General features: G+C 65.4%; 27 protein-coding genes. 13 read left to right on the forward strand and 14 right to left on the reverse strand.

Features of this window, described 5'->3' with window-relative positions:
- Window positions 1-37: 37 nt before the first annotated feature.
- A complete protein-coding gene (locus LWC34_RS26980) occupies window positions 38-1132 on the reverse strand; it encodes an FAD-dependent oxidoreductase (protein ID WP_233727914.1) in 1095 nt (364 codons plus the stop codon).
- A gap of 33 nt (window positions 1133-1165) precedes the next feature.
- On the opposite strand from LWC34_RS26980, the gene LWC34_RS26985 reads away from it, so the two are divergent.
- On the forward strand, window positions 1166-1933 hold the full coding sequence (locus LWC34_RS26985; protein WP_233727915.1) for an SGNH/GDSL hydrolase family protein: 768 nt from the start codon (window positions 1166-1168) through the stop codon (window positions 1931-1933).
- Here the strand turns inward: LWC34_RS26985 and LWC34_RS26990 are convergent.
- From LWC34_RS26990 to LWC34_RS27000, 3 genes are read right to left on the reverse strand one after another with little or no spacing between them, the layout of a single operon-like run.
- Window positions 1887-3038, reverse strand: a complete 1152-nt coding sequence (locus LWC34_RS26990) for an MAB_1171c family putative transporter (RefSeq protein ID WP_233727916.1) — start codon at window positions 3036-3038, stop codon at window positions 1887-1889. The two genes, LWC34_RS26985 and LWC34_RS26990, sit on opposite strands and share 47 nt — an antisense overlap.
- A complete protein-coding gene (locus tag LWC34_RS26995) occupies window positions 3031-3546 on the reverse strand; it encodes an ImmA/IrrE family metallo-endopeptidase (protein WP_233727917.1) in 516 nt (171 codons plus the stop codon). The genes LWC34_RS26990 and LWC34_RS26995 overlap by 8 nt, the downstream gene beginning before the upstream one ends.
- 37 nt (window positions 3547-3583) lie before the next feature.
- On the reverse strand, window positions 3584-5095 hold the full coding sequence (locus LWC34_RS27000; RefSeq protein WP_372496587.1) for an MFS transporter: 1512 nt from the start codon (window positions 5093-5095) through the stop codon (window positions 3584-3586).
- 46 nt (window positions 5096-5141) lie between these two features.
- On the opposite strand from LWC34_RS27000, the gene LWC34_RS27005 reads away from it, so the two are divergent.
- Both LWC34_RS27005 and LWC34_RS27010 read left to right on the forward strand, forming a co-directional pair.
- Window positions 5142-5573 carry a MarR family winged helix-turn-helix transcriptional regulator gene (locus tag LWC34_RS27005; protein ID WP_233727918.1) on the forward strand — a complete coding sequence of 144 codons (432 nt, stop codon included), beginning with the start codon at window positions 5142-5144 and terminating at the stop codon, window positions 5571-5573.
- 630 nt (window positions 5574-6203) lie between these two features.
- Window positions 6204-8297 (forward strand): putative bifunctional diguanylate cyclase/phosphodiesterase, encoded by a 2094-nt coding sequence (locus tag LWC34_RS27010; RefSeq protein WP_233727919.1) that lies wholly within the window; start codon window positions 6204-6206, stop codon window positions 8295-8297.
- A 1-nt stretch (window position 8298) separates the two neighbouring features.
- On the opposite strand, the gene LWC34_RS27015 is transcribed toward LWC34_RS27010, so the two are convergent.
- Window positions 8299-9243: a methionyl-tRNA formyltransferase gene (locus LWC34_RS27015; protein ID WP_233727920.1), complete on the reverse strand. Its 945-nt coding sequence runs from the start codon at window positions 9241-9243 to the stop codon at window positions 8299-8301.
- A gap of 112 nt (window positions 9244-9355) precedes the next feature.
- On the opposite strand from LWC34_RS27015, the gene LWC34_RS27020 reads away from it, so the two are divergent.
- From LWC34_RS27020 to LWC34_RS27035, 4 genes are all read left to right on the forward strand, one after another.
- A complete protein-coding gene (locus tag LWC34_RS27020) occupies window positions 9356-10657 on the forward strand; it encodes a lysine N(6)-hydroxylase/L-ornithine N(5)-oxygenase family protein (RefSeq protein WP_233727921.1) in 1302 nt (433 codons plus the stop codon).
- A gap of 16 nt (window positions 10658-10673) precedes the next feature.
- Window positions 10674-11018, forward strand: coding sequence for a hypothetical protein (locus tag LWC34_RS27025; RefSeq protein WP_233727922.1), 345 nt, complete (start codon window positions 10674-10676; stop codon window positions 11016-11018).
- Between the two features lie 626 nt (window positions 11019-11644).
- On the forward strand, window positions 11645-11842 hold the full coding sequence (locus LWC34_RS27030) for an MbtH family protein (RefSeq protein WP_233727923.1): 198 nt from the start codon (window positions 11645-11647) through the stop codon (window positions 11840-11842).
- A gap of 63 nt (window positions 11843-11905) precedes the next feature.
- Window positions 11906-12184: a YggT family protein gene (locus LWC34_RS27035; RefSeq protein WP_233727924.1), complete on the forward strand. Its 279-nt coding sequence runs from the start codon at window positions 11906-11908 to the stop codon at window positions 12182-12184.
- Between the two features lie 4 nt (window positions 12185-12188).
- On the opposite strand, the gene LWC34_RS27040 is transcribed toward LWC34_RS27035, so the two are convergent.
- Genes LWC34_RS27040 through LWC34_RS27055 form a run of 4 tightly spaced genes read right to left on the reverse strand, consistent with a single transcriptional unit; the run spans window position 12189 to window position 17274 of the window.
- Window positions 12189-12902: an SDR family NAD(P)-dependent oxidoreductase gene (locus LWC34_RS27040; protein ID WP_233727925.1), complete on the reverse strand. Its 714-nt coding sequence runs from the start codon at window positions 12900-12902 to the stop codon at window positions 12189-12191.
- 4 nt (window positions 12903-12906) lie between these two features.
- Entirely contained in the window at window positions 12907-13890 is a 984-nt protein-coding gene (locus tag LWC34_RS27045) for an iron-siderophore ABC transporter substrate-binding protein (protein WP_233727926.1), read from the reverse strand.
- 13 nt (window positions 13891-13903) lie between these two features.
- A complete protein-coding gene (locus tag LWC34_RS27050; protein WP_233727927.1) occupies window positions 13904-15604 on the reverse strand; it encodes an ABC transporter ATP-binding protein in 1701 nt (566 codons plus the stop codon).
- Window positions 15601-17274: an ABC transporter ATP-binding protein gene (locus LWC34_RS27055; RefSeq protein WP_233727928.1), complete on the reverse strand. Its 1674-nt coding sequence runs from the start codon at window positions 17272-17274 to the stop codon at window positions 15601-15603. The genes LWC34_RS27050 and LWC34_RS27055 overlap by 4 nt, the downstream gene beginning before the upstream one ends.
- An 88-nt stretch (window positions 17275-17362) precedes the next feature.
- Between LWC34_RS27055 and LWC34_RS27060 the strand changes: the two genes are divergently transcribed.
- The gene (locus LWC34_RS27060) at window positions 17363-18406 is read left to right on the forward strand and encodes a FecCD family ABC transporter permease (protein WP_372496589.1); all 1044 of its coding nucleotides are present in this window, start codon (window positions 17363-17365) and stop codon (window positions 18404-18406) included.
- Window positions 18403-19446 (forward strand): FecCD family ABC transporter permease, encoded by a 1044-nt coding sequence (locus tag LWC34_RS27065; RefSeq protein WP_233727929.1) that lies wholly within the window; start codon window positions 18403-18405, stop codon window positions 19444-19446. The genes LWC34_RS27060 and LWC34_RS27065 overlap by 4 nt, the downstream gene beginning before the upstream one ends.
- Here LWC34_RS27065 and LWC34_RS27070 read toward each other — a convergent pair.
- Both LWC34_RS27070 and LWC34_RS27075 read right to left on the reverse strand, forming a co-directional pair.
- A complete protein-coding gene (locus LWC34_RS27070) occupies window positions 19354-20625 on the reverse strand; it encodes an MFS transporter (protein WP_233727930.1) in 1272 nt (423 codons plus the stop codon). The genes LWC34_RS27065 and LWC34_RS27070 overlap by 93 nt on opposite strands.
- A 112-nt stretch (window positions 20626-20737) precedes the next feature.
- Window positions 20738-21763: a right-handed parallel beta-helix repeat-containing protein gene (locus tag LWC34_RS27075; RefSeq protein WP_233727931.1), complete on the reverse strand. Its 1026-nt coding sequence runs from the start codon at window positions 21761-21763 to the stop codon at window positions 20738-20740.
- Between the two features lie 37 nt (window positions 21764-21800).
- On the opposite strand from LWC34_RS27075, the gene LWC34_RS27080 reads away from it, so the two are divergent.
- From LWC34_RS27080 to LWC34_RS27090, 3 genes are read left to right on the forward strand one after another with little or no spacing between them, the layout of a single operon-like run.
- On the forward strand, window positions 21801-22496 hold the full coding sequence (locus tag LWC34_RS27080; RefSeq protein ID WP_233727932.1) for a dienelactone hydrolase family protein: 696 nt from the start codon (window positions 21801-21803) through the stop codon (window positions 22494-22496).
- Complete coding sequence (locus LWC34_RS27085) at window positions 22493-22888, forward strand: carboxymuconolactone decarboxylase family protein (protein WP_233727933.1); 396 nt, start codon at window positions 22493-22495, stop codon at window positions 22886-22888. The genes LWC34_RS27080 and LWC34_RS27085 overlap by 4 nt, the downstream gene beginning before the upstream one ends.
- Window positions 22863-23063, forward strand: coding sequence for a hypothetical protein (locus LWC34_RS27090; RefSeq protein WP_233727934.1), 201 nt, complete (start codon window positions 22863-22865; stop codon window positions 23061-23063). The genes LWC34_RS27085 and LWC34_RS27090 overlap by 26 nt, the downstream gene beginning before the upstream one ends.
- A 29-nt stretch (window positions 23064-23092) precedes the next feature.
- Here the strand turns inward: LWC34_RS27090 and LWC34_RS27095 are convergent, their stop codons facing one another.
- Window positions 23093-23491, reverse strand: a complete 399-nt coding sequence (locus tag LWC34_RS27095; protein WP_233727935.1) for an SRPBCC family protein — start codon at window positions 23489-23491, stop codon at window positions 23093-23095.
- Window positions 23488-23847 carry a nuclear transport factor 2 family protein gene (locus LWC34_RS27100; protein ID WP_233727936.1) on the reverse strand — a complete coding sequence of 120 codons (360 nt, stop codon included), beginning with the start codon at window positions 23845-23847 and terminating at the stop codon, window positions 23488-23490. Before LWC34_RS27100 ends, LWC34_RS27095 begins: the two co-directional genes overlap by 4 nt.
- A 60-nt stretch (window positions 23848-23907) precedes the next feature.
- On the opposite strand from LWC34_RS27100, the gene LWC34_RS27105 reads away from it, so the two are divergent.
- Window positions 23908-24510, forward strand: a complete 603-nt coding sequence (locus tag LWC34_RS27105; RefSeq protein WP_233727937.1) for a CGNR zinc finger domain-containing protein — start codon at window positions 23908-23910, stop codon at window positions 24508-24510.
- Between the two features lie 16 nt (window positions 24511-24526).
- Here LWC34_RS27105 and LWC34_RS27110 read toward each other — a convergent pair whose 3' ends face one another.
- Window positions 24527-24793 carry a hypothetical protein gene (locus LWC34_RS27110; RefSeq protein ID WP_233727938.1) on the reverse strand — a complete coding sequence of 89 codons (267 nt, stop codon included), beginning with the start codon at window positions 24791-24793 and terminating at the stop codon, window positions 24527-24529.
- Between the last annotated feature and the right edge of the window lie 209 nt (window positions 24794-25002).

Genomic DNA, 25002 nt, shown 5'->3' on the forward strand with positions numbered 1-25002 from the left:
CACTCACGAGTTCTGACCTGGGCACATGTCTCGCGGCCTATGCGATGGCTTCGTTCCAGTCGATCTCGTAGTCGTAGAGCCAGTGCCGGTCTTCCGGACGCGGCACGGCCGCCCTGCGGTTCGGGTTCGAACCCTGCTCAGCGCTTTCCGCCACCAACCGCTCGACCCGGGCCCGTCGGATCTCGGTGTACTTCTCGAACGCAGCCCGCGTATCCGCGATGTCCCGCAGGCACTTGGCGAGAATCACGCTGTCCTCCAACGCCAGTGACGCGCCCTGCCCGGAGGCGGGAGACGCGGCGTGGGCGGCGTCACCCACGAGGACCATGGAGTCGTTGTACCAATGGCGAGTCTCGGGCACGTCGTAAGCGTTGTTGATGAACAGGTCATCGGTCGATCGGACGATCTCGGCCGCTGGCGTGTTGTCGCCAGCGAGCAGGTCGACAAAGTTCTGTTTGGTCGCCGTGCTCAGGTCCAATTCGGGCGCACGAGCGAACCACCAGGTCTCGCCGTCGGGCGCGGTCGTGTAGCCGAAGAACGCGCGGCTCCCGGCGATCATCCGGTACGCGTCCGCGGACTGCTGGAATGATGAAGCCTTGGTGTAGCCGTACGCGATGGTCAGGCCAGTGAACCTCGGCGCGGGTGAATCCGGGTCGATGATCGCTCGCGTAGCCGAGTGAATACCGTCCGCACCAACCAGCAGATCACCTTCGGCGGTCGAGCCGTCCTTGAACTGCGCGTGCACGACACCGTCCACAATCGACGCCAAAACCAGCCGCTTGCCGTGGTGCAGCGGGATTCCGCGGTGCGTGGTCTCGTCGTGCAGCACGCGGTAGAGCACCGAACGCTTGAGCGTCTGCGCGCCGCCACGCATCGGGTTGAGCGTGATCCTGGTGCCCGATCCGTCCAGGTACTCGACGTCGGTCGCCGGGAACCCGGCGTCGATGACCGGCTGGTGCGCGTCGACCGCGTGCAGCGCGTTCATCCCGTTGCGCATGATGGTGAGGAACGCCCCAATATCGTCGGCCCCAGTGTCGTACGCCTCATGGATCTCGGACGTGATCCCGGCTTTTTGCAAGGCCATCGCGGTCACCGCACCGGCGATGCCGCCCCCAATGATCAATGCCTTGGTCATCGATCCAACCTAGCGTCGATTAGCCTGGCTGACATGAGCAAGTGCTTAGTCGCAATGGGCGATTCCTTCACCGAGGGCGTGGGGGATGACGACCCCGCGTACCCCAATGGGGTTCGCGGCTGGGCCGACCGGGTGGCCGAGCAGCTGGCCGTCCACGAGCCGGACCTGCGGTACGCCAACCTCGCGGTCCGCGGCAAGCTGATGGGCCAGGTGCTGGCCGAGCAGCTGGACCATGGCCTGGAAATGCAGCCTGACCTGGTCACGCTGTACGCGGGCGGCAACGACCTGATGCGCCCGTCGGTCGACATCGACGCGATGATGGACGACTACGACAAGGCGATCGGCAGGCTGGTCGAAACCGGCGCGACCGTGATCGTGTTCACCGGTGTCGACGGCGTCGAGGACGCGTTGTTCCGCAAGATGCGTGGCCGCGTGGCGATCTACAACGAGCACACCCGGGTGATCGCCAAGCAGCGTGGCGCCCTGGTCGTGGACATGTGGGCGATGCGGCAGCTACGGGACCGGCGGATGTGGGCGCCCGACCGGCTGCACCTCAACTCGCTCGGCCACACCGAGGTCGCGATCGAGGTCCTGAACGTGTTGGCCGCCGAGCACGCGTTGACCGGCACTGACCTTGGGCCTCGTGAGCTGCTGAGTGCCCGGGTGCGCCGGGCCCAGAACCTACAGTGGAGCAGGGAATTCGCGTGGCCGTGGGTGCAACGACGGCTGCGCGGTGAGTCGTCCGGCGATCACGTCACGCCGAAACGCCCTGTCCTGGCACCGGTTCGCGTGCAGGACTGACCTTCCGGAACGCGCGGGCGACGTCCATCAGGAACGCTGTGTCGCTCTCCAAATCACGCCCACCCGCGACAGGTACCGTCTCGTTGTCGCGGGTCGGCGCGCCCGCGCGTTTCGCGGCAATGGCGGCGGCCAGCATCGTCGCCTCGACCAGGGCGTCATCAGCTCCGGCCGCGCTGCCGGGATCGAGGTAGGGCTGCAAAGCCAGACGCCCGTCCCGGATTTCGATCACGCGCCGGTACAGCCGTAGGTCCAAATCGTTGGGCAGCAACACTTCGGCCAGTGCCGAGCGCGGCGGGATCAACGCGATCTGGGGCGTGGCTTGGTAAAGCGCCAGCCACAGCGGCCGCAGCCGGTGGAAGGTCCGCAGCTTGGCCAGCCAGTCGACCAAGGCGTTCAGGCCGAGCTTCGGCGCCCACGTCGGCATGGTCGCCCCGACCAGAACGAAGATCGCGGCCAGCAACGGCAACATGCGGTCGAGCAGCCCGCCGAAGCCTTTGGGATACGCGAGGTCGAAGCGTGCCGCGGCGAAGAACAACGCCTTGTGCACGTGATAAAGCAGCGAACTCGTGATGCCCGCGGACACCATCCGCAGGCCGAGTTTGCCGGTGAACGTGCCCGACAGGCCGCCGTAGCGCCAGCACAACACGGTCGTCCGGATGAACGCGGGCAGCAGCCCGGCCATGAAGACCAGCCAATACTCGAGCACCCAAGGCTCGGCGGCGTACCGTCCGGCGAACCGGACGTCGTCGACCGGGGTGTCGGCGAGTACGAACAGGACAGTGATCGCGACGCCGACGACCACCGGCCACCACGGGAACCTGATCTTGGCGCCGTTCAGCCGTGACATCAGCTCCTGCGCCGCCCACGCCACCACCAGCATGGACAGGTGCGAGACCAGCCTGCCGAGGTTCGGCACCCCGGAAACCTCGCTGATCAGCCGATACGGCCCTGGCGCCATGGCGGTCAGCGAGCAGGCCAGGCCGACCAGGATGAGCCACAGCGCGTAGCCGTCGTTAGTGTTGCGGCGCCGGCGATCGATCAGTTTGCCCGCGACGAACGCCCAGGCCAGGATCGCGGGTGCGTAGAGCCGGATCCAGTCACTCATGGGGTTCCGGCCAGCCGAACGTGGCGTTGATCCGGCCCGCCACGTCCGTTCCGTGGCCTGGCAAGGCTTCCCGCTGGGCACGCTGCCTGATCAGCGAGGCGAGCAGCTCGGCTTCCTGCTCCTCCGCCGCGTCATAGGTGGTGCGGCCGAGGATCCGTTGCACCATCGCGGGATTGAGGTTCGGCATCAGCATCCGGAGCAGCTCGTTGTCCGAAAGCTTGGCGGGATAGTGGTCACACAGGATGTGGCCGAGCTCGTGCAGGATGATGTGTTCCTGGTGCGGCGGGGTGGTCGCGGCCTCGTAGAAGATCATGTCGGCCGACTGCGCGGCCACCCATAAGCCGAGCACGCCGCTGTCGCCGCCGTTCATCTCCCGCAACGTGATGTCGCGGCCGCGCTCCTGCGCCACGCGCTGACACAGAGCGCGGGCGTCGAACGGCTGAGGCAATGGCAGAGCGCGGGCCGTCGCCTCACAGCGGCGACGGATGTCCCTGAGGTCCCGCGTCATACCGTTCTTGTATCACGCGGGACCTATCCCCAGTTAGTTACGCGTTGACCAGTTCCGGCTCCGCCTGGATAGCGCGGGCCTTGTTCTCCTTGCGGCTGGCGATGATGCCGCTGACGGCGACGATCACGCCGATCACCGCGATCCCGGCGACCACCGCGAGGCCAGGGAAGTAGCTGGCGAGCAGCTCATCCGGGGTGACCTGGGCGGTGTGCGTCTCGTTGGCCGAGATCACCGCGGTCACGATGGCCAGCCCGATCGCGCCGCCGACCTGCAGCGACGTGTTCACCAGGCCGGACGCCAGGCCCTGCTCCTCGTCCTCGACCCCGGCCGTCGCCTGGATGTTGAACGACGTGATGGACAGGGCGCACGCGACACCGAGCAACAGCATGCTCGGCAGCACGACCCCGATGATGTTCGCCGAGACGTCCATTCCGAGCATGAACGCGTAGCTGCCGACCAGGGCGAGGATGCCGATCATCAGCAGCCTCGGCGTGCCGAACCGCTCGATGACCTTGTCCATCTTGGTCGAGCTCGCCGCCACGATGATCGCGGCTGGCAGGAACGCGAGCGCCGTCTCGATGGCCGACCAGCCAAGCAGCCGCTGCATGTACTGCATCACGATGAACTGGAAGCCGACGTACGACCCGAAGAAGATCATCGCGCCGAGGTTGGCCCTGACCAGCGAACCGGATCGCAGAATGCCAAGCCGGACCAGCGGGTGGCTGCTGCGCCGCTCGATGACGACGAACGCGGTGAGCAGCGCGAGGACGACCACGAACGAGACGATCGTGAACGGGTTGGCCCAGCCGATCTCCGGCGCCTGGACGATCGTGAACACCAGCAGCAGCATGGCCGCGGTCGAGGTGATGGCACCACCGACGTCGTAACCCTGGCCGTTGCGTTCCGGGCGGCCGTCGTTCGGCACGAACTTGATCGCGGCGATCAGGATGATCAGGCCGATCGGGCCGGGCAGCAGCAGCGGCCAGCGCCAGCCGATCTCGGTCAGCAGGCCGGACGCGACAAGACCGAGGGAGAAGCCGCTCGCGGCACAGACCGCGAAGATGCTCAGCGCGCGGTTACGCGCCGGACCCTCGTGGAACGTCGTGGTGATGATGGACAGGGCGGCAGGTGCGGTGAACGCCGCGGCGACGCCCTTGACGAATCGTGCGGCGATCAGCAGCTCAGGACTGCTGACCAGGCCCGCGGCCAGCGAACCGACGGAGAAGATGGCCAGCGCGACGAGCAGAACCCGTCGCCTGCCAAGCAAGTCGGCAGCGCGACCGCCAAGCAGCAGCAGGCCGCCGTAGCCAAGGATGTAGCCGCTGACCACCCACTGCAGGGCAGCGGTGGACATGTTCAGGTCCTCGCGGATGGCCGGCAGCGCGACGCCGACCATGGACACGTCGAGAGCGTCGAGGAAGACGACGCCGCACAGCACCACCAGCGCCCCCCAAAGCCGGGGTCCCCAGCGCACATCAGAGGTGGAAGTAGTCGTTGACTCGATCACAACGAGCACTATTGCATGCAGCTGCATACGATGCAAGCGCATTTAATGACTTTGCATTAAATGCGGGTGCAGTGGTAGGCTGTGCAACATGGCCGCCGATGCTGACCGGCCGCTCGTCTGTGAGTGGCGGGAGATGTTGTCCCTACACGCCCGTACGTGGGGTGCGCTCGAACGTGAGCTCAACGAGCGGCATGGCTTGGGGGCGAGCGAGTTCGAGGTCCTCGACCGGCTGATCGAGACCGACAAGCCGGAGTGTCGCGTGCAGGAACTCTCGGCCGGGATCCACCTCAGTCAGAGCGCGCTGTCGCGTCTGATCGCCCGGCTTGAGCGTGACGGCCTTGTGGTCCGTGGCATGTGTCACGAGGATCGGCGCAACATCTTCGTCACACCAACAGAAGCAGGCCGAGCCCTCCATGCCGAAGCGGTGAGCACCCACCGAGCGGTCCTGGCAGAGTTCCTCGAGCCGAAGTGCGACCTGTTGAACAATCAGCGCACAGCCCAGGACCTGGCGACCCACTAGCCCTCACGGGCCGTGTCCACCGTTCCGGAATACCGTGTCCACCGTTCCGGCACAATGAGATGCACGTTGCAGCATCATGGGAGCCTCGCCCGGCACCGTGGCCCTTGGGTCAAGTGCACGGGAAGCTATTCGGTGACGAATCGCGGGCTTCGTGGTGCTGAAGGTGTGCCTTCGTCGGAACTTGCTTGTGCCGGAACGGAATTGCAGTGCAGGAGTCGGAGCTTCGCGATGCTGCGGCGCGGTGTGCACGAGTTCACGATGCCGGAATGTGTACTTCGGTGTGCCGGAGTGGTGGACACGGTGTGCCGCAACGGTGGACACGGTGTGTAGGAGTGGTGGACACGCGCTGTGGGGGCCTCTGGGCTCCTGGGGTGGCCTTGGTGGTTTGTCCTTTGTGGACTTGGTGGGCGCGTGGCCGGGTGGTAGTTGGGTAGCTGGGTGGGTGCGGTCTGTAATTATTCTTCTTCGTAAGTTGGTTGTGGCGGAATGATTTTGGGGAGGGTTGAATTGTTCACCCACAATCAGCGGGCGATCGCTTCCTGTAGTCGGGGGATCCCCCGATTGGCCCATTCGATTGAACGCTGAACCAATCTGTGGCGAGTACCGGTTGACCCTCGGTAGGCTTTTTCGGTGCCTCCGCGCGAGTCGATCTCGCCGCTCCCGGATGATTCGAATGTCGCCACGAGCGACGCCATTCGTGAGCGACACAAGCTTGCCCGTAAATGGGCGTACCTGATGTGCAACAACACTTACGTTCCGTTGTCGCAGAACGAGCTGGAGAGTCAGCTGCAGGATATGATCGCGCAGCTTGTCACCGCTCTGCGGGAAGATCCAGTCGATTTAGAGTTCGCTGCGGACCTTACCGAACGCCTTGTCGGGATGAACTGTGCGGACAGTGTCAGTCTCCGCTGCACGGTCGATGTACTCGGCCGCGGTTTGCTGCTCTGCGCCGAATTGCAGGATGTCGAGAAGCTCGCCGAGAAGGTTGTCTCGGTCACCGGTGCGATCGGTGCTTGTTACGCGGAGTCAATCCGCAAGGCCGTGTTCCGCCAGCAGGAAGAGGTCGAGCGGGCGCTGATCATGGCGGTGCGTGACGCAAGGTGGAACCTCAAAGCGAGTGAGGCGCGATTCGACGAGGTCGCGACATGTTCGTCGAGTGGCATTGTGATCACCGATCTCACCGGCCGGTTCATCAGGGCCAACCATTCGTTCAGTCAAATCGTCGACTACGCGAGCACCGAGCTGGCGAAACTATCGCTATTCGATCTTGTGCATCCGGACGAAGCGCCTTACCTCCGTGAGGCGTACGAGGCCGTGCTGAATGGTCAACATGAAAGGTTTCGGCATGGTCAGCGCCTTGTCCGTCAGGACGGGGAAATTGCGCGTGTCTCGCTGACCGCGACAGTGCTGCGCGACGGAGATGATCAGCCGCGACACTTCGTTACCGTTGTGGAAGATGGCACTGAGCTCAAGCTTCTGCAAAACGAACTGAGCCGTCAGGCCTTGCACGATGTGCTCACCGGCTTGCCGAATCGGCAGTTCTTCACCACGCACCTGGAAAGTGTGCTACGCCGCTCCGATCCAGCCTTTGGCGTCACGCTCTACCACCTCGATCTCGACGCCTTCTCGTTGATCACGGGCGGTCTCGGCCGCAAGACCGGTGACCTGCTGCTGATTGCCGTGGCCGAGCGGTTGAAGGCCGTGCTGGCCGGTGAGAAGGCGATGGTCGCCCGGTTCGACGGTGACGAGTTCGCGATCGTCGTGGAGAACTCGGCGACCTCTCCTGACGTGCTGAGCATGGTCGCGGCCATCAACGACGAGCTGTCCGAGCCGGTCTACATCGAGAACTACGGCGTCGCGGCGACGGCGAGCATCGGTGTAGTGGATCGCCCGCCGCGCAACATGGATCCCTCCGAGTTGCTGCGAGCGTCGGACATGACGTTGCGACGGGCCAAGAGCAACGGCCGAAGACAGTGGGAGCTGTTCCACCCCGAGCATCACGACCGCGACCGAAGGACGTTCAGTCTCGCCGCGGCCATGCCCGGCGCGTGGGAGAACGGCGAGCTCGCCGTCAGCTATCGGCCGATCGTGCGGCTGTCGGACAAGGAAGTCGTTGGTACCGAAGCGGTTCTGCGCTGGGATCACCCGGAGCACGGTTTGGTGTGCGACGCGCGGTGCCTCGAACTCGCCGAGGAGACCGGGCTCATTCTCGCGCTGGGGCCGTGGTTGCTCAGAACTGCCTGTGAACAACTCCGCTGGGACAAGACAATCCCGCTCAGCGTGAACCTCACCGCGCAGCAGTCAGCCGACGGCGACCTGGTCGGTGAGATCGCCAAAGTGTTGCGGGACACCGGAATGCCGCCGGAGCGGCTGTGGCTCGGGATGCCCGTGAAGGCTCTCCTCGCCGACAAGGGCGAGGCCATGGACAACATGAGGTTGTTGGCGGAGAACGGAGTCAAGGCCGTCGCGATCGACTTCGGCGGGACGTCCGGCGACATGGTGTGCGTGGAAGACCTGCCGTTGCACGCTGTCCGCATCGCGCCGTGGCTGACCGCACGCGAGCCGGTGCCCGGTTCCCCGGTCACGCACGCGTTGCTGGACATGGCCAGCCTTGTGCACCTGTCCGGTGCACAGGTCATTGTCGACGGCGTGCTGTCGGAGGAGAAGGCCCAGTGGTGGCGCAACGCGGGCGCCGACTTCGCGCAGGGAGCCCTGTTTTCTTGACTCAGGATGACTTCAGATAGCCGCCCATGGCTTTGAAGAAGTCAGTCGCCGCGTACTCGGTGTCATCCTCGGTCCGGACACGTTCGATGACAAGGCCACGGTTGCGGCCAGTCCGCGCGTCCGAGCCTGCGACGATCACCACGCCGTCGCCTTCCCTGATGAAGATCCGGCCGGGCGTTCCGCCGTAGCAAGCCTTCGACACCGAAGACTTGGTTACGCGGATCCGTTCGCCTTTGTAGAAGGTGAAAGCGTTCGGGTACGGGTCACACTGCGCGCGTACCAGCCGCTCGATGTGCTCGGCCGGCCATGTCCAGTCGATCAGGCTGTCCTCAATGGATCGCTTGTGGAAGAAGCTGGCCTTGCCGCGGTCCTGTTTGGTCAGTTCCGCTTTGCCGGACGCGATCAGCGCCAGCGCGTCGACGGTGATCGGTCCGATCATGTCGACCGTCTTGTGGAACAGGTCAGTCGTCGTGTCCGTCGGGCCGACCGGGATCGCGCGCTGCAGCACAATGTCACCGGCGTCGAGGTCCTCGTCCATCATGTGGGCGGTCACCCCGACCTGCGTTTCGCCATTGATCAGGGCCCAGATCAGCGGGGAGAAACCCGCGTAGGCCGGCAGCAACGAGTCGTGCACGTTGAGGGTGCCGTACTTCGGGGCGGTGAAGATCTCCGGCGGCAGCCATGTCCGCCAATTGTTTGCAACAAGGATGTCCGGGGCGGCGTCTTTGAGCCGCGCTCGTAGCTCTTCGTCATCGGGACGGTTACGCAGAAGAACCGGAACGCCGTTCTGCTCGGCGAGCTCGGCGACCGAGTCGGACCAGATCTTCTCGTAGGCGTGCTCGCTTTTCGGATGCGTGACCACGAGAACCACCTCGTGCTCGGAGTCCAGCAGGGCCCGCAAAGTGCGGTGGCCCCACGTCTGGTATCCGAACATCGCGACCCGCATGGGTCCCTCCTCCGCTATAGCGACGAGCGTCACCCTCGAATGTAGTAGTTGAGCCTAGCCTTAGTTAGGTTAGGGTGACCTTGGATCTATGGGGACCGGAGATGGGACGGGTATGGCAGAGCCAGCGGTCTATGACCTCGTCGGTGTCGGCTTCGGGCCGTCGAATCTGGCCCTTGCGATAGCTCTTACGGAGTTCAACGAGCAGACTGCCCACCCGGTCACCGCACAGTTCCTTGAACGGCAACCGACCTTCGGATGGCATCGTGGAATGCTGATCGACGACGCCACGATGCAGGTGTCGTTCCTCAAGGACCTGGTCACCATGCGCGATCCGACCAGCAGGTTCAGTTTCCTGTGCTATCTCAAGGCGCGCGACCGGCTTGTCGACTTCATCAACCACAAGAACCTGTTCCCGCTGCGGATCGAGTTCCACGACTACTTCGAGTGGGCCGCCGCGCAGGTCGACGATCTGGTCGCTTATGGCCGCGATGTCGTATCTGTGACACCGGTGTCCGGCGGCGAGTTCTACGACGTGCAGGACTCCACTGGGCAGGTGTTCCGGGCTCGGAACATCGTGTTGGGCACCGGTTTGCGGCCCGCTTTGCCCGAAGGTGTCACCGCCGACGAGCACGTCTGGCACAACAGCCAACTGCTCCAACGGGTTGACGGCATCAGCGACCCGAAGCGGTTCGTGGTGGTCGGTGCGGGACAAAGCGGCGCTGAGGTAACGGCGTTCCTGCACGAGCGGTTCCCGAATGCTGAAGTTTGTGCGGTTTTCTCGCGCTACGGCTACAGCCCTTCGGATGACAGTTCCTTCGCCAACAGGATTTTCGACCCGGCCGCGGTCGACGAGTTCTACGCCGCGCCAGAGGACGTCAAGCGGCGGTTGATGGGCTACCACGCGAACACCAACTACTCGGTCGTGGACATTGACCTGATCAACGAGCTGTACCGCCGTGAGTACCGCGAGAAAGTCCAAGGCGCGCAACGGTTGCGGCTGTTCAACGTCGCACGGCCGACGCAGGTCGTGCGAACGGAAGGGGGAGTTCGCGTCACGGTCGAGACGCTCACCACCAGTGAGCGGACCGTCCTTGACGCGGACGTAGTGGTCTATGCCACGGGGTACCTGCCGGCGGATCCGGTGGGACAGCTGGGCGAAGTCGCCCGGTACTGCGTGCGCGACGACCACGGGCGGTTGCGAGTGGACCGTGACTATCGCGTGTGGACAGTGTCGGACCTGACCGGCGGAATCTATCTGCAGGGTGGGACCGAGCACACGCATGGCATCACGTCGTCGCTGCTGTCCAATACGGCGGTCCGGGTCGGGGAGATCCTGCAAGCGATAGTTGCCCGGCGGATTGATGCGCCCGCCGGGCAACCGGAACTCGCCGTGAGCGGCGTCCGGTCAGAGTAGACAAGGGTTACGGATTTTGTCCTCGACCGTCGGACGCAGGCTCGCGACCGCGGCGCTCGCTGCGGGTTTGGCCGTTTCGCTTGCGGCGTGCGGCAGTAGCAACACACCGGCGGTACAAGCTCGACCTGCTCGACACCGACGTGCTGATCATGATGCGGAGAAGCCGGAAGACATCGAGCGGATCAAGAAGACGCCGGTCTTCGCCAACCTCGCGGTCGCCAAGGCGGACCGGGCGATCTATCTGCCCTACACCAACCCGCCGACCGGCGCCGCGCTGACGTTCGCGACCGTGCTCAGCATTCCGTACATGATCGACGAAGCGGTGCCGCTTCTTTTGGCTGTCGCCAAGAAGATCGGCTGAGTCGCACCGCAGGCGAACATGCTCTCGCGAGCGGTTCAGCATCCCGCTCGCGAGGGCTCCGTAATGTCCACAAAGGATCGCCCAGATGTCGCCAACATGGTCGGAGCTCTTTGTGGCGCTCGCGGTGCACGTTCATGATCTTGCCGCCGAGTCTGCTCGCCGTGCTGCCGCGCGAGTTATCGCTCCATCCTGGCGCGATCCTGTTGGCAGGGACTGAAAGGGTCGCGCGGTACGGACGTGATCGACGGACGTTCAATGCCTACGGCCCGACTGACGCCACTGTGAACTCCACTTTGGGCGAGTCGCATCCGGACAAGGTGCAGGGACCTGTTGTGCCTATTGGTATCGCGGATCCATTTGGTTGCCACGCCGGTTGTGTCCGACGGGATCGGCGAGGTGCCATTGGTCCCTGTCATGCACTGGCTGCGAGAACTCGACGGTCCGTTCAGCGGCTACCAGCAGTCCGCGTTGGTGCGTACCCCAGCGGGGCTGACGATGGACGGTCTCGTGTCCATCCTTGACGATTTGGTGCGCGCGCACGACCTGCTGCGAGCCAAGTTGGTTCGTACACCGGAATGGTACCTGGAGATTCCGTCCACTGTCGACATAGCGCCTTTGTCACGCGGGTGGCTGTCGAAGACGACCTGTCCGAGGCGATCTCCGCGCATGCCGTCGAAGGCCAGCACAGCCTCTGGCCGGACTTCGCCGACGTCCCCGCCGGATGGACGGTCGTGCACAGCCCGGCGGCCCGCCAGGAGTGCCTTGACTACGTCGAGAGCAACTGGACGGACATGCGCCCCAAATCCCTCATTCAGAACCAGTAGACAGCTGAATCTCAGACTCCTCTCACCAACCCGAGTCACAGTGGTAGGTGAGAGGAGTTGGCCATGAGTGCTTTGGGAGCCTTGCTCAGCCTGGTGCTGACGCTGTTCATCATCGTGCTGGTGATCCGCGCCGTCCTGGACTGGACGGGTGTCCTTGCCGGTGGCGGCGGTGGTGCCGCCGCGAAGGCACGCGGCGTGGTCTACCGGATCACTGAGCCGGTGATCCGCCCGGTGCGCCGGGTGGTCCGGCCGATCCGGATGGGCCCGGTGTCGTTCGACCTGGCGTTCACGTTGGTGTTCGTCGCCGCGGTGGTTCTGCGTGGGCTGGTGAGCTGGTTGTGACCGACTAGAACGAGTGACCGAGGCTACGGCCGCCGTCGACGACCAGTCGTTGGCCGGTGATGAATCCGGATCCTTCACCGGCCAGGAAACTCACGGCGTGCGCGATGTCGTCCGGCGTGCCCATCCGGCCAGCCGGGACAGTCGCGAGATATCGGGTGACGACTTCGGGCGGCAGGCCGGAATGCCGTTCGACCGGCACGAATCCCGGGGCGACGGTGTTGACTGTGATGCCGTGTGGCGCGAGTTCCCGCGCCCAGCTCAATGCCAGCCCGATCTGGGCTGACTTCGCGGTGACGTAAGCGGATCGGTCGACCGGCGGCCGGTCCGCGACCTCGGAGTCGATGTGGACGATCCGGCCGTATCCGCGCTCGATCATCCCCGGCACAAGCAGCCTGCCGAGCAGAACCGGGCTGCGGACGAAGAAATCCAGCTGGTCCAGGTGTTCCTGCCAGCCAACGTCGAGCACGTCCGCGTTCGGTTGCGGCCCCGTCGCGTTGAACACCAGCACGTCCACCGGTCCCGCGAACCTGGCGACCTGCGCCGGATCGGTGATATCAGCATGAAAAGCCGTGGCGCCAATGGCCGCGGCGACCTTCGAGACATCCTCATCGCCCGGCAGCCCGTTCACCACGACGTCGAAACCGTCGTGGGCGAGCCGCCGGGCGATCACACTGCCCAATCCCCGGGAACTGCCGGTTACCAGAGCGACACGTGCCATGTCCTCATTTAACCGCCGCGGCCAGTTGTGGCACGTAGTTCTGCAGCAGGAACGGCAGGCTCAGCACGCTGATGAACGACATGGCGCTGCCGTAGTCCGAGCTCTCCTGAATCTGGATGTCGCGCTTGTCCTTGGCCACCTTGAGGCCCTGGTACAGCGGGTCCCCGTCGAGAATCCCCTTGGTCTGGTCGCCTGCCAGCCACACCAGGACGTTCTGGTCAAGCAGATCCGTGCGTTCCTTGCTGATCGACGCGCCGAACTTGTCGCCGATCACGGCGTCAAGCTCCGGCGGCGATTCGAAGCCGAGCGAGTGCAGCAGGCGCGTACGCGGATCCTGCGAACCGTATACGAAATAGCCTTCCCACGTGGTCGCGATCACGGCCGTGGCGCCTTCGAATTTCGGGTTGTCCTTACGTGCCTTGGTGATCAGCGCCTCGGAGTCGGCGACCAGCTTGTCCGCTTCCGCGGGCTTGCCGACGATCTGGCCGACTTTCTTGGTCAGCTCCTGCCAGCCGATGCCGTAGTCGGGGTACTCCTTCGGCTGCGCGACAACCGGCGCGATCTTGCTCAGCTTGTCGTAGTTCTCCTGTGTCAGCCCGGCGTACAGGCCGATGATCACGTCAGGGCGCAGCGCCGCGATCTTCTCGAACTGCGGGCCCGCGCCGTCGTCGACCAGCATGGTCGGCTTGGGCGCGGTGCCGAGTTTGCTGGTCGACCACGTCGGGATGGCCGCGTCGAAACTCTTGATCCACTGGGTGGTCGCGACCGGTACGACACCCAACGCCAGCAACGCGTCCTGTTCCATCAGGCCAACCACGGCGACCTTTTTCGGCTCGGACTTGATGGTCGTACTGCCGAACTTGTGCTCGATGGTGACCGGGAACGCGCTCGAGTTCGTGCCCGACTGGGGAGCGGCGGCGGTGCCGGTCGACCCCGAACCACACGCGGTCAGCAGTAACAGGCTGGCGGCCAGCAGATAGCGAATCATTCTTGACAACCCTTCATCGACTGCCTGACCAGGCCGACCACAGCGTGGCGTACCGGCCGTCCAAGGCCAGGAGTTCGTTGTGCGTGCCGGATTCGACGACCCGGCCGTTGTCCAGTACGACGATGCGGTCCGCACTCGCCGCCTGGGTCAGCCGGTGCGCCACGACCAGCGCGGTCCGGCCGGACAGTGCCGCGTCGGCGGCCACTTCCAGTTCCCGTGCACCGGCGCTGCCCGCTTCGGCGGTCGCCTCGTCGAGGATCGCGATCGCCGGGTCGGCCAGCACCAGCCGCGCCAACGCGAGTTTCTGTGACTGCGCCACGGTCAGCCGGTGGCCGCCGTCGCCGACCACCGTGTCCAGATCGACCGCGTCCCAGCCGACCAGCTCCAACGCGGCGCGCAGGTGCTCGTCGGTGGCGTCCGGGTTGGCCAGGCGTAAATCCTCTGCCAGGGTTCCGGCGAAGACGTGCACTTCCTGGCTGACCAGGGCAACGGCCCCTGGCTGCAAATCCGCGCCGCCGACCGAGATCGTGCCGGTTGACGGTTTGTGGATGCCCGCGATCAGCTTCACCAACGTTGTTTTGCCCGCGCCGCTCGCGCCGACGAGCGCGATCCGCTCGCCGGGCGCGACTTGCAGGTCCACGTCCGTGAGTACGGGATGGCCGTCCACGTAGGCATGGCCGAGACTCGCGGCCTTGACCAACGCATCGGTGACCGGCTTCTTGTCGGGCAACGGAGTCGCGGGCAGGTCCGCGACGCCCACGATTCGAGCCATGCTCGCGGCCGCCGACTGGGCGTCGTCCACAAGCGACAGCGCGATGTTGATCGGCGTGAAGAGGTTGTGGAAGTACACCGCGGCCGCGCTGGCCACACCGATGGTCACCGCGTTGTTGTTGACCAGGATGAAGCCGGTCACCAGCACCGCGGACAGGCCGACGAACTCGGCCAGGTTCAGGCGTCCGAAGAACTGGGTGACGATCCGGACACCCTTCAACGCTAGCGCGACAGCCGCGTTCGACCGTTCCTGCACGCGCGCAACATGCGCGTCAGCCAAACGGAACGCGCGGACTGTGTGCGCGCCACCGACCGTGTCGAGCAGCTGTTGCTGCTGGGCGCCCACTGACTCACGGTGTGCGGCGTACAGCGGGGGAGCGTGCCTGAGGTACCACCGCACGGTGTGGAACTGGATCGGCGCCGCGAGCAGCGCGGCGAGCGCGAACCGCCAGTCCAGTACGGCCATGCCAGCGAGCGTGAGCACGATCGTCAGGCTTGCCCTGGCTAGCTCGGGCAGCGCCCGGCGCACTACGTCGGCCACTGCCGTGACGTCGTTGCTGACGCGGGAAGTCAGGTCGCCGGAGCCAGCCTTCTCCACCTTTTCCAACGGCAACGTCAGGGCCCGGGAGACGAACCGTTCCCGCAAAGTGGCCAGCATGGTCTCGCCGAGCCGCGCGATCATTCCGGTGCCGAGCACGGTCGTCAGGCCCTGGCTCACCGCGACGACCACTAGCCAGATCACCGGAATCAGCAACGCGTCCTGGCCTGCTTTGACCGTGTCGACGATATGGCCCAACAACGGCGCCACCGCGGTTCCGATGGCCGTCGCGACGAGCATGACACCGAACGCAGCCACCGCGCGCCCCTTGTGCGCGCTCAGCAATTCGCCGACGACCGCCCGGACACGGGGCGGCGTCGCGATGGGAAGCAGTTCTCGGCTCACGACAGGACCGTCCCTCGGTACACCTCGTTGCTGTCTACGAGCTCCGTGTGCGTTCCCTCCGCGACCACGACACCGTCGTGTACGAGCACAACGCGGTCCGTCTCGGCGAGCAACGCGGGGCTCGTGGTCAAGGCAACCGTCGTACGGCCGTTACGGATTTCCTTGAGGTCCTTGGCGATACGGGCTTCCGTCACGCTGTCCACGGCCGTCGTCGGGTCGTGGATGACGAGCACAGGCGGATCCGCGGCGAGCGCGCGAGCCAAGGCGACCCGTTGCCGTTGCCCACCTGACAACGACCGGCCGCGTTCGGAGATCTCGCTGTCGGCGCCGTCGGGCAACGTCGACGCGACTTCGTTCGCCGAAGCCGCGACCATCGCGCGGTCGACCGGGCCACGCGCTGCGGCCGTGACGTTCTCCAACAGCGTTCCCTCGAACAACACCGCGTCGTGCGCGGCGACGAGAATCGCCGATCGCGCGTGTTCGATATCCAGTGTGGACAGGTTGTGGCCGTCCAGTTCGACCACTCCTTCGGCCGGGTCGATGTCCCGGCCGAGACAGGCGAGCATGTCGGTCGCGCTGGCCGGATCGGTGGCGACCACGCCGACCAGTTCACCGGGCGCCACGTCCAGCCGCAGGTCCTTGAGAGTGCCGTGGCGGACGCCGGACATCCGGACCTGGCCGGAGAACTCGGCCACCTTGCCGGCACCGCCGGACACGGCCGGTTCCGCGTCGAGCACCTCGGCCACACGCTGCGCGGAGGCCCGTGACTGAGCGAATTGCCCGTTGGCGTACGAGAAAAGCGCGAAGGGCGTCTGCAGGAACAGCGACAAAGCCACAGCGGCGACCAGGTCACCGATGCTGATGTCCCCTGACACCGCGAGTTTTCCGCCAACCAGGGCAACGATCGCGATGAAGATCCCAGTCAACGACAGCAAAGCGCCGTCGTGCCAAGCCCGCGCCCTGGCCGCGCGGATGGTCGCGCCCAACGAATCCTGGCTGGTCTGGCGATACCGTTCAATCGCGGCCCGTTCCGCGCCAATTCCTTTGAGCACCCGCAGCCCGGCGATCAGATCGGCGGCGACGCCGGACGCGTGCGCGGCGCGATCCTGCTCCTCGTCACTGCGTCGTTCCAGAGGACGGCCGATGAGGTGCCCCAGCACAAGCAGCGGAGGCGTACCGAGCAGCACGAGCAGGCCCAGCCAGATCGACATGTTCAGCAACGCGATGGCGCTCACCACGAGGCCCACCAACGCGGCCACCGCGTACGCGATGACGCCGTTGATCGCGCCGACGCGTTTGGCATCGCTGGTCGCGATGTTCACGAGCGCGCCGGGCAGGTGCTTTGTTTCCGCGCCGCCCCGGGGATCCAGGACACGTTCGGTGAGTTTCGTCCTGATCTCGTGCGCTGCTCGTTCCATCGCCCGCTCGCCGCAGCGAGTGCTGAAGCGCCAGCTGAAAGACAGCATGATGAACACGGCCCCGAGCACGGCGATCCAGCGCAGCAGCGCGCTGACCGAACCGCCGGAGACCGCTTGGTCGATCGTGAGACCGATGACGACAGGGACCAGCGCCTCGCCGCCCTGGTGTCCCGCGGCCAGCACGCTGGCAGCGACGACGTCCCGCCGTTGACCAGTGATGGCTCGGCGCAGGACACTTCCCCCTGAGGTCACGCCGCCTCCCGCTCGGTGATGTAATGGCCCGACAACTTCGGTTAGCCTAACCTCAATCGTCGACTTCTCGGATGTGGTGGTGCGTGTGGTGAGGGTGACAAGCCACACGAAGAGCACATCCCGGACAAAGTCCTCCTTACGGACTTCCCGAACAATCGGGCTGATCGGCGCCCTCGCCGGGCTGATGCTCGTGTGCATGCTGAGCATCTGGTTCGGCTCGAAGGACATCCCGTTCTCGTCGACCTGGAACGTGCTGTGGCACAACGACGGGTCACGCGACGCGGTGATCATCCATTCCGTCCGGATCCCACGGACCCTGCTGGGACTGCTGGTCGGCTCGGGCCTCGGCCTCGCGGGCGCGTTGATGCAAGCGCTGTCACGCAATCCGCTCGCCGAACCCGGCCTGCTCGGCGTGAACGCGGGCGGCTCGTTCGCGGTGGTCCTCGGAATCGGCCTCTTCGGCGTGACCAGCGTGTCCGGGTATGTCTGGTTCGCGTTCGTCGGCGCGGGCGCCGCGACGGTCGCCGTCTACCTGCTTGGGTCGACCGGGCGCAGCGGGCCGACCCCGGACCGTCTGATCATGGCCGGTGCCGCGGTCAGTGCCGTGCTCTACGCGTTGGTCAACGCGTTCCTGCTGATAGATCCGATGACGTTCAACTCGTTCCGGTTCTGGAACGTCGGCTCGCTCAGCGGCAGGCAGATGGACACCGTGACGCAGTTGCTGCCGTTCTTCGTCGTCGGCATCGTGCTGGCGCTTTTGCTGGTGCGTTCGCTCAACGCGTTGGCGCTCGGTGAACAGGCCGCGACCGCGTTGGGCGCGCACGTCGGACGCACGCGGGTTGTCGGCGTCATCGCGGTGACGTTGCTGTGTGGCGCGGCCGTCGCGGCCGTCGGGCCGATCACGTTCGTCGGGTTGGCCGTGCCGTATGTCGTGCGCCTGATCACTGGGCCTGACCAACGCTGGATCCTGCCGTACACGCTGTTGGTCGCGCCGATCCTGTTGATCGGAGCGGACGTGCTCGGCCGCGTGATCAACCAACCCTCGGAGTTGCAGGTGGGCATCGTGACCGCGTTCGTCGGTGCGCCGGTGTTCATCTGGCTGTGCAGGCGCCGCCGGGTGACCAAGCTGTGAGCGTCAACACGGCGGTGCGTGGCCGCCCGATCCGGATCGCGCGGCTGTCGCTGCGGCTTGATATTCGCGCCACGGTCGCGTGCCTGATCATGGCCGCGGCGATCATCGGGATCGGCTTCGTGAGCATGACCACCGGTGATTACCCGCTGACCGTGCCCGAAGTGGTGGACACCGTGCTGGGCCAGGGCCCGCCTGGCGCCGAGTTCATCGTGCTCGAGCTGCGGCTGCCTCGGCTGCTGGCCGGATTGCTCGTCGGTATGGCGTTCGGGATCAGCGGCGCGATCATGCAGCGGCTCACCGACAACCCCTTGGGCAGCCCGGACATCATCGGGTTCACGGCGGGGTCGGCGACCGGCGCGCTGTCGGTGATCGTGCTGTACGACGGCGGGATGATGCTCACCGCGGGCGGCGCTTTGGCAGGCGGGATCGTCACCTCGATCTTGATCTACCTGCTCGCGTTCCGGCGTGGAGTGCAGGGTTTCCGGCTGGTGCTGATCGGTATCGGCATCAGTGCGATGTTGTTCGCCGCCAACGAGTACTTGATCACGCACGCGTCGCTGCAGGACGCGCTGTCCGCGGCGGCCTGGCAGGTCGGCGGGTTGAACGGGCGCGGATGGGAGCACGTCGAACCGGTCGCGTGGGCGATGCTCGCGTTGCTGCCGCTCGCCATGGTCTTCAGCCACCGGCTGTCGATCCTGCAGATGGGCGACGACACGGCGAAAGCGTTGGGTGTCCGGGTCGAAAGCACCCGGTTGGTGCTGATCATCGTGAGTGTGGCTCTCGCCGCGATCGGCACGGCCGCTGCCGGACCGATCGCGTTCGTCGCACTGGCTTCCCCGCAGATCGCCCGACGGCTGACTGGTTCGTCCGCCGCCGGGCCGGTCGCCGCTGGGCTGATGGGCGCCTTGCTGCTGCTGGTCAGCGACTTCGTGGTGCAGAAGGTGTTCTCAGACACCCAGTTGCCGGTTGGCATCGCCACCGCGATCATCGGCGGTCTGTACCTGGCGTGGCTGCTCGCTCGGGAATTTCGCCGCCGTTGATTTGGCTGCAGTGACGGCGATCGCGCCGAACGCCCCGACCACAGCGAATACGTAGAAGCCCCACGGGTACGCGACACCTGCGTCGAGCAAGGCGCCGCCGACGATCGGTCCGCTGATCGCGCCGAGGCGGCCGATACCAGCGGCCAGGCCCAGTGCCGTGGCCCGGTTGTCGTCAACGTAGGTCCGTCCGATGTAGGCGTAGACAAGAACCTGCGCGCTGAACACGAAACATCCGGTGATGAACACCGCCGCGTACGCACCGAACTGCGGCATTTTCACGCTCAGCAAGGCAAGGAACACGGCCGCGGCGATGAACCACAGGATCGTGGGACGCCGGATGCCTGCCCGGTCCGCGACGGCACCGGCGATGACGAGGCCGACCACGGCGCCCACGTTGAGCGTCAGCAACAGCGCCAGAGCCGCGCCGAGTTCGTATCCGGCGGACCGCATGATCTGCGGCAGCCACGTGTTCAAGCCGTACACCAGCAGCAGGCCCATGAACGACGCCACGCAGAACGCGAGCGTCGAGCGAAGGTACTTGCCCTGGAACAGTGATTTGACTGTGCCGAAGGCGGTGCGTTCCCGGTTCGGAGTCGCGGATTCCGGCAAGTACTTGAGCATCAGCGGGACCAGGACGAGCGCGGGTGCGGCGCCGATGATGAACATCGCGCGCCACCCGAGATCCGGGATCACCAGAATGCCGAGCAGGGCGGTGAGAACGGCGCCGACGTGATACCCCGTCATCACCGTTGTGGTGGCGCTGCCTGCTTTTCCGTCGCGTGCGTGTTCGTTGACGATCGCGATCGCCGTCGGCAGGCAGCCGCCAAGGCCGATCCCGGCGAGGAAACGCAACAGGCCGAACAGGAAAACCGATGGGGCGAAAGCACAGAGCAGCGTGAACACCGAGAAACTGGTGACAGACAGGACCAACGCCTTACGCCTGCCGATGACATCGGTCAGCGCGCCGATGGTCAGCGCGCCAATTGTCATACCCACCAAGCCGAATGTGGACACGGCCGTCGCACTGGCCGGATTCAGGCCCCATTCCTCGGTGTCCAGCAGGACCGGCAGAACCGTGCCGAGTACGACCAGGTCGAATCCGTCGAGCAGGACTGCGCTCCAGGCAAGGGAAATCGGCCATCGCCGGGCCGCATTCGTCGTCGCCGCATTCGTCGTCACGGTCTCGCTCCTCGCGTTGTCGAGTTGCCGCGAGACCATAGGTGGCGGTTGTGCGGGTTTCAGCCCCGACTTCCGCTGGACGGAAGTCAATCGGCTGGGTTGGTCGGCTGGGTCAATCCGCGATGAGCGGCGCAAGCGTGTCGTCCCGGTAGTTGCCTTTCGTCTCGATCTCGCCGTCGGTGTGGTCGAACGGCGCGAACCGCCACGTCGGCACGATCCGGTTGTTGATCACCCGGACGTTGACCGGGAAACCGTTGCCCTGGCTGCGTACCTGCACCGCGAAGTTTCCACCGGCGAGCAGATTGTCCTCGATCAGGAAATTCTTGGAATCGCCCTGTTCGGTAGCGATACGCACGACAGCGTTCTTTCCCGTCGCGTCATTGATGAATGTATTGCGCCGGAGTACCACATTCAGCGCGCCGGACGATTGAATGGCGTCGTTGTGGCAGATGTCACAGCTCGCGAGATCGTGCACATAAGAGTTCTCGATCAACACGTTGGTACCCATATGCGGGCCTTCGCCAAGGCTGTGGATGTTCACCCGGCGCAGCGTGTAGTGATCGAAACCGACGGCCGCATTCGTGGTTCCCGAGTTCAGCCCGTCGATTTCGGTGTCTTCAATGACGGCGCCTTTGAAACCGTCGTACACCCGGATCGGGAAGTAACTGTCGCAGCGCACCCGGCTGCGTTTGATCTTGACATTGTTGGCTTTGATGCTCACGCAGCCACGGATGTCCTTGCCGTCGATCACCGCACCAGGTTCATTGATCTGAAACTCCGCGTCGGCGGTGAGGTTCACGCCAGCGGTGGTCAGTTTGACGCCGGTCGGCTGCCAGCCCGTGTTGCTGGCATCGGGGTAACCGCACGCCTTCAGGGTCTTGATGCAGTTGGTTTTCGGCTGAGCCGGTGGCGCTGGCGGCGGGTCTTGTTTTTGTGTCCCGCTCGTGGTGGTCGGTGATTGTGTAATCACTGACGACGGCGGTGGTTGGTTGCTGCTTTCCGAAGTCCACTCCGGCGGAGTCGAACTCTCCGGCGCCGGTGCCGCAGTCGTATTGCATGCGGCGAGAGTTGTGCCAAGAGCGGCGATTGCGAGGATCGTTCTCAGCCTGCGACGCCGGTTGGGTAATAACTCGACCATTCGGCCTCCCTGTTTATCGACAAGGTAGGTTCGAAGCGTGAGCGTGCAGCGTACAGAATCCGTGCGTACCCCGGATGGTGAATTCGATCTGACCGTTTGGGCACCGGCTGGTGGCGGACCGGCGGTGCTGGTGATCCAGGAAATCTTCGGCGTCGGCGAGTACATCGAGGCGGTCGCCGGTGATCTGGTCGAACTGGGCTACGTCGTCGCCGCGCCGGACATGTTCTGGCGCCTGCGGCCAGGCTGGCGGGCCGGTCACGACGACGAGGGCCTGGCCGAATCCATGGACCTGGCCAGCAGGTTCGACATGACGACCGGTGTGGCCGATGTGGCGGCCGCGTACCAGCACCTGGCGCAACTGCCCGAAGTCACCGGCGGCGTGGCGGTGCTCGGGTTCTGCTTCGGCGGCACGGTCGCGTTCGTGTCCGCGGCCGCCATCCAGCCCGCGGCCGTGCTGTCGTTCTACGGCTCGGGCGTGCCGTCCCAATTGGACCTGCTCGACGAGATCAAGTCGCCTTTGCAGCTGCACTTCGGCGGCAACGATCCGTACATTCCTGCCCAGAAGGTCGCCGATGTGGCCGCTGCGGTCGAAGGCCGCGACGGGGTTGAGTTGCATATCCAGCCCGACGGCGGCCACGCGTTCCACAACCGGGTGGCGCCGCAGTTCTACCAGCCGGAACCGGCCGAACGAGCGTGGGCGCTGGCGGTGGACTTCCTCAGGAGGCACTTGTGAAGGACCTGCACCAGAAGGGCAGGGACGTCGTCGGCGAACTGATCCCGGACGGCAAGGCCCGGCTGGACAAGATCTTCGAAGTGGCGCCCGGCCTTGAAGAACTGGCCGTCGGCGTGGTCTACGGCCACCTGCGCAGCCGCCCGGCGCTGGACGCGCGGACCCGCGAAGCCGCCGCGATCTCGGCGATCATCGCCTCCGGCGGCGCGGGAACGCCGATCCGCGTACACACCCGGACCGGTCTGTCCTCGGGTTTGGCGCCCGCGGAGATCACCGAGATCGTGACCGAGGCGGCCGCGTTCTCCGGCTTCCCGCGCGGTGATGGCCCTCGAACACATCAAGGCGGTGTTCGAGGAAGCTGGCGCGCCCGTGCCGCCAGGTCCGGCGCCGCGTGAGGTGTTGCTGCAGGCAGTGGCGTCGGACGAGTGCTTGGCCGAGTTTTCGAGCCAGCCCGTCCAGGTCGTCACCACCGGCCCGGACACCGCGATCGCGATCTACGCCGACGGCGCGGCCGTCGCGTGGGCCCGTGTCAGCGGATCCGAGATCGCCGAGTTGAAGGTCCTGCGTTAGGTCGGGTGGCGCCGCGGACGCGCCACCCTTCATTTCGACGTCAACAGGTCGACCACGTCGGCCATCACCCGGCGCCAGTGCTCGCGCTGGCGCTCCCGTTCGGCCGGGTCCGCCATCCGTTCCTGGTGGAAGGTCAGCCGGGTCTTGCCTGCGTTCGCCGATATCGCGATCTGGACCGTGGTCTCGTGATCCCAATCCTTCGGCCGCCAGGTCACCCGGACCCGGTCGACTTCGTTGCGGCTCCGCACCTTGCCGACCGTGCCGTCTTCGGTCTCGTACGACTGGCCTTTGACAAGGTTGGCGCCTCTACCGAGCCATAGCGCGACGCCCTCGTCGCTCATGATCGCCGCCCACACGGCTTCCGGTGCGTACGGCAATGTTTTGGAGACGCCGATCTGGAAGCCGACGTCCTTCGTCTGACCGATCACGACTGCTGGTGCAGGACGACGCGCCACTCGCCGTCTTCCAGCGAGTAGACGGACGTTGCCAACGCGGTGAAGTCCTGCTCGGCGCCGTCGATCAACGCCGTGTAGTCCACCTTGTACGTGACCAGCGCGGCGGTCTCGTTGACCACCCGGACCTTCGCGTCACTGATCGCCGAGCGCGTGAACGGGTTGTCGTTGACGTTGATCAGTTTCACGGCCTGGTCCTTGTCGTACAGGCCGTACCTGCTGACGCCCAACGCGTCGGCCCGCAGCATCTTGTCGTAGAAGGCGCCGTCTCCTTCGCGGTTGGCCCGCCACAGCTCTTCTTCCAGCTCCAGCAACGTCTGCTCGATGCTCATCGCGTTCCTCCCAGAGATGTAACCGGTATAACCGGTCGTGAAACCGAATATAGTGGTTACATGGCGAGCCACACAAGGTTGCTGACCGGACTCGACGGCCAGCGCTACCACTTCGACGCGGGCGTGTTCTGTCTGGAACTGCTGCTCACGGGCGGTCCGGGGCCGGTCGGCGAGGCGTACGAAATCCTCTTCGGGCCCGACGATCTGGCCGAGTGGCTGCTGGACTCCCGGCTCAACGACACCGCGCCGGTCCGCCGCGAAGACCTCGACATCACGATGGCGGATTTGAGCCACGTCGTGCAGTTCCGCAACGCCCTATGGCACGCCGCCGAGGCCATGGCACAGGGCAAGGCCATCGAAAAGGGCCATCTCGAAGTGATCAACGCCGCGGTGGGTGAAGCGCCACGACCGCAGATCGACGTGGTCACCCTGCGGCGCCATTGGGCGGCGCCGGTCACGGGCAAACAAATCGCGGCCATGGCCGCGCGGGAAGCCATCGACCTCGTCGGCTCGCAGCGCCTGCGGCAGTGCGCTGGCGACAACTGCTACTTGCTCTTCCTTGACACGTCCAGGCCGGGAAAGCGGCGCTGGTGCTCGATGGAAAGGTGCGGCAACCGCAACAAGGTCCGCGAGTTCCGGTCCCGGTCCGGGGCGGCGTCATGACAACGCCGCCCCCACGTCACGTGTCCACACCAGACTTGCGGACGTTCAGCACGGTGGCGCCGCCGCTGCGGACGATCCATCCGACGTGGCCTGCCGAACCGTTGCCGACCTTGATCTCCACCTCGGTGTCGATCCACTTGTTCGGTAGCGGCGCCAGGTTCGTGCGGCCGACCAGGACGTCGCCCTCGATCACCTTGAACTCGATCGTCGGCGTGCTTGCCTGACGCCGCAACGACATCACCGTGATCGGCGCGGAGCCGAGGCCGGGCATCTTGGTCTGCATGATGTGCGTGAAGCTGCTGGTGGTTTCACACCAGCGTGCGAGCCCGCGCGATCGTCCTCGACACCTTCGAACGCGCCCAGCCCATCCCTGCTCGGCACGGGACTTCAGCGCAACTGCCACGCGGGCGCGGCCACCGCCGGGCTGGCCAATCCGACCAACGACGCGGCCGACAGGAAAAGTACTTTCCGGCGCCCGATTGCCGGTGAATT

The sequence above is a fragment of the Kibdelosporangium philippinense genome, from assembly GCF_021390435.2.
GTDB classification, from domain to species: domain Bacteria; phylum Actinomycetota; class Actinomycetes; order Mycobacteriales; family Pseudonocardiaceae; genus Kibdelosporangium; species Kibdelosporangium philippinense.

Coding starts and splice junctions, on each gene's coding strand:
- LWC34_RS27040 (WP_233727925.1), bottom strand. CDS start 12,902: ATGGCACGTGTCGCTCTGGTAACCGGCAGTTCCCGGGGATTGGGCAGT.
- LWC34_RS26980 (WP_233727914.1), bottom strand. CDS start 1,132: ATGACCAAGGCATTGATCATTGGGGGCGGCATCGCCGGTGCGGTGACC.
- LWC34_RS27110 (WP_233727938.1), bottom strand. CDS start 24,793: ATGCAGACCAAGATGCCCGGCCTCGGCTCCGCGCCGATCACGGTGATG.
- LWC34_RS27020 (WP_233727921.1), top strand. CDS start 9,356: ATGGCAGAGCCAGCGGTCTATGACCTCGTCGGTGTCGGCTTCGGGCCG.
- LWC34_RS27015 (WP_233727920.1), bottom strand. CDS start 9,243: ATGCGGGTCGCGATGTTCGGATACCAGACGTGGGGCCACCGCACTTTG.
- LWC34_RS27105 (WP_233727937.1), top strand. CDS start 23,908: ATGGCGAGCCACACAAGGTTGCTGACCGGACTCGACGGCCAGCGCTAC.
- LWC34_RS27000 (WP_372496587.1), bottom strand. CDS start 5,095: ATGCGCTTGCATCGTATGCAGCTGCATGCAATAGTGCTCGTTGTGATC.
- LWC34_RS27100 (WP_233727936.1), bottom strand. CDS start 23,847: ATGAGCATCGAGCAGACGTTGCTGGAGCTGGAAGAAGAGCTGTGGCGG.
- LWC34_RS26995 (WP_233727917.1), bottom strand. CDS start 3,546: ATGACGCGGGACCTCAGGGACATCCGTCGCCGCTGTGAGGCGACGGCC.
- LWC34_RS27035 (WP_233727924.1), top strand. CDS start 11,906: ATGAGTGCTTTGGGAGCCTTGCTCAGCCTGGTGCTGACGCTGTTCATC.
- LWC34_RS26985 (WP_233727915.1), top strand. CDS start 1,166: ATGAGCAAGTGCTTAGTCGCAATGGGCGATTCCTTCACCGAGGGCGTG.
- LWC34_RS27045 (WP_233727926.1), bottom strand. CDS start 13,890: ATGATTCGCTATCTGCTGGCCGCCAGCCTGTTACTGCTGACCGCGTGT.
- LWC34_RS27075 (WP_233727931.1), bottom strand. CDS start 21,763: ATGGTCGAGTTATTACCCAACCGGCGTCGCAGGCTGAGAACGATCCTC.
- LWC34_RS27005 (WP_233727918.1), top strand. CDS start 5,142: ATGGCCGCCGATGCTGACCGGCCGCTCGTCTGTGAGTGGCGGGAGATG.
- LWC34_RS26990 (WP_233727916.1), bottom strand. CDS start 3,038: ATGAGTGACTGGATCCGGCTCTACGCACCCGCGATCCTGGCCTGGGCG.